General features: G+C 43.4%; 5 protein-coding genes. 2 read left to right on the forward strand and 3 right to left on the reverse strand.

The window, feature by feature from the left end; all coding sequences use genetic code 11:
- The first annotated feature begins 329 nt into the window (after positions 1-329).
- Positions 330-890, forward strand: coding sequence for an aminoacyl-tRNA hydrolase (gene pth / locus U9Q08_00350; GenBank protein ID MEA3328182.1), 561 nt, complete (start codon positions 330-332; stop codon positions 888-890).
- 33 nt (positions 891-923) lie between these two features.
- Positions 924-2,174: a class II fructose-bisphosphate aldolase gene (locus U9Q08_00355; GenBank protein ID MEA3328183.1), complete on the forward strand. Its 1,251-nt coding sequence runs from the start codon at positions 924-926 to the stop codon at positions 2,172-2,174.
- A 65-nt stretch (positions 2,175-2,239) separates the two neighbouring features.
- Here U9Q08_00355 and U9Q08_00360 read toward each other — a convergent pair whose 3' ends face one another.
- Genes U9Q08_00360 through U9Q08_00370 form a run of 3 tightly spaced genes read right to left on the reverse strand, consistent with a single transcriptional unit; the run spans position 2,240 to position 5,120 of the window.
- On the reverse strand, positions 2,240-3,322 hold the full coding sequence (locus U9Q08_00360; protein ID MEA3328184.1) for an LptF/LptG family permease: 1,083 nt from the start codon (positions 3,320-3,322) through the stop codon (positions 2,240-2,242).
- Positions 3,323-3,347: 25 nt separating this feature from the next.
- Positions 3,348-4,442, reverse strand: coding sequence for an LptF/LptG family permease (locus tag U9Q08_00365; protein ID MEA3328185.1), 1,095 nt, complete (start codon positions 4,440-4,442; stop codon positions 3,348-3,350).
- Between the two features lie 9 nt (positions 4,443-4,451).
- The gene (locus tag U9Q08_00370; GenBank protein ID MEA3328186.1) at positions 4,452-5,120 is read right to left on the reverse strand and encodes a ComF family protein; all 669 of its coding nucleotides are present in this window, start codon (positions 5,118-5,120) and stop codon (positions 4,452-4,454) included.
- Positions 5,121-5,297 lie beyond the last annotated feature (177 nt).

A 5,297-nucleotide genomic window follows, 5' to 3' on the forward strand; every position in this document is an offset into this window, starting at 1 on the left:
TCGGTCGCCCTTCGGGAATACTCAGGACTTCCTTCGGTCGCTTACGCTCCCTCAGGATGACACCTATCTTAAAAAGAACAAAATTAAGGACTTGGGGAGTGTGCAGTTTTAAACTTTAAACTGTGCAGTTTTAATTTTTAAATAACACTTCTTGATACACAATATATTGTAGTTGCCCAATTTATTGGGCGCTCTATGCTGTGCCTGATAAATCAGGCAACTACATTACGACACAGTCTGATTGTTATACTGTTAAACTGCTAAATTGCTAAACCGCTGAACTGGAAAATTGTTTCTTATAACAGCTTAGCAATTTATAGGGTTAGGGTATGATGAAACTAATTATTGGATTAGGTAATCCCGGGATAAGGTATCGCTGGACAAGGCATAACATGGGATTCCGGGTTGTTGAAGGGTTAGCAAAAAAACACCGGATTTCCCTTACCCGGAAAAAGTTCAAGTCGGTTTTCGGAAATGGTTTTATCGGTGAAGAAAAGGTAACCATAGTTAAGCCGTTAAGGTATGTTAACTTAAGCGGCAGAGAGATCAAATCCTTTATTGACTGGCTTAAGCCGGAGCTTAATGATATAATCGTTATCTGTGATGACCTGAATTTAGAACTCGGCCGGATCCGGATCCGGCAGGCTGGCAGCGCAGGCGGCCACAACGGCTTGAGATCGATCATTGATTGTTTAGGCACATCCAGGTTCCCCCGTTTGAGAATAGGCATAGCCCGGGGGAAAATAAGAATGGATCTGTCTTCTTATGTCTTGGATAAATTTAAAAAAAAAGATAAGCCGGTGGTTAAAGAGACGGTAGGCCGGGCAGCAGAGGCGGTCGAAATTGCCGTCAAAGAAGGATTGGTTTCTGCGATGAACAAATTTAATTAGAATAGGATTATGCCTATCTGAAGGAGGTAGATTGTGATTAAAAAAGAGAATATAGAAACAGCAGCGCTGCAAATGGCTCTCACCGAAAAAACAGAAGACAAAAACAACCTTGCTAAAGATATTATTGAAGCCGCCCGGCAGGCCGGGGTTTATCCGGCAAGTATAAACCGGTTTTATCAGGCCAGAGGCAAATCTGAATTTACAGGGCTTACGGTCCCGGCTATAAATTTAAGAACCCTGACCTATGATTTGGCCCGGGCAATATTCAGGGTAGCCAGGAAGAAATCCAGCGGTGCATTTATATTTGAAATAGCCAGGACGGAAATGGCCTATACCGGCCAATCTCCGGTAGAATACGTCGGCAGCTGCTTGGCTGCTGCTCTCGACGAGGGATTTTCAGGGCCGGTATTCATTCAGGGAGATCACTTCCAGGTTAAGCAGAGTAGATATAGCCAGGATTCCGCCAAAGAGATAGAAGAGATTAAATCTTTGATCAGAGAGTCGATCGGCGCCGGATTTTATAATATCGATATTGATTCTTCCACGCTGGTAGATTTGTCCAAGCCAACGCTTGAAGAACAACAGAGGATTAATTATGAGGTATGTGCCGAGCTGACAAAGTTCATCCGCCAGGTCCAGCCTCAGGGAGTCGAGGTTTCAGTAGGAGGCGAGATAGGCGAAATAGGAGGAAAGAACTCCACTGCCGAAGAACTGCGGGCGTTTATCAAAGGATACAGAAAGTCGCTGGGAGAGGGCATTGGCGGGATCAGCAAAATAAGCGTTCAAACAGGGACTGCCCACGGAGGAGTGGTCCTTCCTGACGGAAACATAGCCAAGGTCAAGCTGGATTTTGAGACATTGATGAAATTGTCCAGGATAGCCCGTTTTGAATTCGGGCTTGCCGGTGCGGTTCAGCATGGAGCATCTACCCTGCCTCGTGAAGCATTCAATAAATTTCCCGAGGTAGAGACCGCTGAGGTGCACCTGGCTACCCAATTTCAGAATATGGTTTATGAAAGCAAAGATTTTCCTTCCGGGTTAAGAGATAAGATCTATGATTGGATAAAGAAGGAAAAGAAAAATGAAAGAACCAGCGGCCAGACAGAAGAACAGTTTATCTATAAAACGAGGAAAAAAGCGTTCGAGCCCTTTAAAAAAGATATTCTCGGCCTTCCGGCCGAAACACGCCGGGTGATCGCTGAACAGGTTGAGGAAGAATTTGAATTCTTATTTGATAAGCTTAATATTGCGAATACAAAGGATTTAATATCTAACTACTATTAATATTGCGTATTGCGTAAAATTGAGAAGCTCTAACGCAATACGCATCACGCACGATGCACAACGAATTAGATTTTTTTAAGCGCTACAACAGCGATCCCGGCAAAAATGATATTAGCCAGCCAGGCGCTGAGCAAAGGCGGGATAAAACCTCCCTTTCCCAGGGCAACGCTTACAGCCATAACAGCGTAATAAAGAAATCCTACAGCCATACTTAAACCCAGTCCCATCAATAATCCGCCTTTGGCTTTAATAGCTAATGCCAGAGGTATACCAACCAGGATTATAATCAAATTTACGAACGGGAAAGAAAGCTTGCAATATAGATCAACCAGCATCCTCTTTGTTTTTTGCTTTCCTATCCACTCCAACCTGTCAATGTCATGCTTTAATTTCCGGTAGCTCATAAACATCGGGTCGGTCTGCTGTTTTTGAAAGTCTTCCGGCCCCTCCCGGATATCCAGGGCTTTTTCTTCATAGCTTGAAGGTGCCCCGATTATCTGCCCGTCATTATCCAGGTTATAGATAGTTACATTGTAAAAGATCCAGTTTTTACCCTGCCATTTTGCCCGGCTGGCGATGATCTTGGAACGGATTATACCTTTTTTATCCTGCTCAAAAATAGTTATATCGCTGAGTTCTTCCTGCGTGACATTGTAGCTTTTGATGTAGATTAGACGGTTAGGGACCCCATAAGCGGTAACGTCAGCCAATACCACCTTTTTTCCAGGACCCCGCTTCATCTTTTCCTGCTTTATCGACTCCTGGATAACCGAACTTTTGGGGATTATCTTATCGCTGATCACAAAGTTTATCAGGCTCAAAATAAGCCCGACTATAATGAACGGGGTTATAATTCTGAGGATGCTGATTCCATTCGTTCTCATCGCGATTATTTCATTATACCGGTTCAGTATCCCCAGGCTGTAGATGATCGAAAGAAGCAGGGCTATTGGCGCGGTCTGGACAAATATAAGCGGGACAAAGGAGAGGTAATAACGGCCCAGGACAGCCGGCTCGACGCGTTCTTTTAATATTTCGTCCAGATGGTCAAAAAGGTCAATGACCACGTAGAGGGATATAAAGATCAAAACACAATAAAGAAACGGCAGAATAAATTGTTTTATAAGGTATTTGTCTAATATCCGCATGATTTGTTATCGGTTAAATAATGCTTTATCTTTCCACCACCAGGCAAAAAAGTATTATTCCCGCCGCAGCGATCAGTATATCCGGGGACCACATACAGAGCGCGGGGTTAAATTTCCCTTTCATGGCCAGGGCCTCGACAACCATCAGGAACAGGTAGTAGATCATGATCACGCCCAGGCTGAGGCCGAAGCCGATCGTTGTTTCCCCTCTTCTGGTAAGCAGGGCAAGGGGGAGCCCGATTAAAACAAATACAAAACTGGCAAACGATAAAGAAAGTTTTTTATGGATCTCCCTGGTTAAAGGAGAGGTGTTTATCCGGGACTGTTTTAGTTTTTTAGTTTCATTGATCAGTTCATTAATGGTCATATCCTTGGGTTTTTTCTGGATGTTTTTTTTCGCTAATTGAGCGGCAAGATCCAGGGTCAGATAATAGGTTTTGAAATTTAGTTTATAAAAACTGCCTGGATTTTCCAGGTTGGGTTCGTCACTGGAGCCGTTGATCAGCTTTAGGGCTACGGTCTTTTTTTCAGGCAGGGGAATGAATTCGCCCCGTTCGGCGATGATCGTCCGGGTAGGTCTTTCTTTCTGGGGTTGATAGATTCTGATATTCTTTAGTTTATTGCCGTTTATCTCCTGGACAAAAATAATATATCCCTTGAACGTCTTGATAAATGTTCCTTCCTCCAGTAAGGCGGCGGGTTTTTTGGTGCCTATTTCAGCAAGCAGTTGCCGGGTAGCGAAGTGAGCCCGGGGTATGATCTGGTCGTTTAACATAATTGAAAACAGGCTTAAGACAAGCCCGAAGGTAACAACCGGCAGCAGGATGCTAAAGAGATTAAATCCTATGGCCTTAAGGGCAACGATTTCATTATCTGATGAAAGCCGGCCAAAAGTCAGAAGGGTCCCGGTTAATACAGCCATTGGGATGGTGTAATTAAGCAAATAGGGCAGAAGATAGATAAACAACCTTCCGACATAACTGATTTCTATTCCTTTAATTATGACTAATTCAGCCAGCTTGATAATATTTCCTATAAACATTACAAAAGTAAATATCAAAAGGGACAGGATGAACGAAACAGCCAATTCCTTTAATATGTAGCGCTGGAGAATTTTCATTTTTTTTGGTTAATTTCCCCGGGCCAGGGTCAGTACAGATACAGCGCACGCCCCGGCTTCCAACAATGTTTTTGAACACTCATTTGCGGTTGCTCCGCTGGTGAACACGTCATCGACCAACAGCACCTGTTTTTTTAAAACCAGGCTGTTTTTGACAGCAAAGGCAGCCTTGACATTTATTAACCTCTCCTGTTTTGAAAGCTCGGTTTGAGAAATAGTCGGTCTCTTTCGGTAGAGACTGCTTGAGGAAAGGGGCAGAGAGGACCGTTTACTTATTTGAACGGCAAGCTCTAACGATTGATTAAATCCCCTTTCCCTTAATTTTGAACTGTGAAGAGGAACGGGAACGATAAGGCCTATTGCCCGGCGGTCCAGATGACCGGCTATGAAGTTATTCATCAATTCTCCCAGGGGTTTGGCCATAAAAGATTTTTTGTTGTATTTAAAAAGACGGATACAATCCTTTAAAACCCCCTGGTATCTGCCGATTGACCAGAGACTGTGGAAAAAGTAATTATGGCCGCTGGCCGGGACTGCCCTGGATTTTTTGATCTTACTCCAGCAGTTTTCACAGAGATATCGGGTATTTGCCGGATCCAGCTTTGACTTACAGACCTGGCAATACAAGGGATAGATTAAATTGGCAAGTCCCTTAAAGGCCAATTCTGCCGAAAACATAACCATACTATACTATTTCAGGTTTAAAATGTCAAACCCCAAAGAGTAACCTGTTATTTAAAAATTAAAAGTGCACAGTTTTAGAGCGATTTAAGTTTTAAAAGTGCGCACCTTAACCGAAATTAAAAATAATAACGCTAAAAAGGTCATTCTGAGGCCGAAGGCCGAAGAATCTCA

This window comes from Candidatus Omnitrophota bacterium, assembly GCA_034717435.1.
GTDB lineage: Bacteria > Omnitrophota > JAUWXU01 > JAUWXU01 > JAUWXU01 > JAYELI01.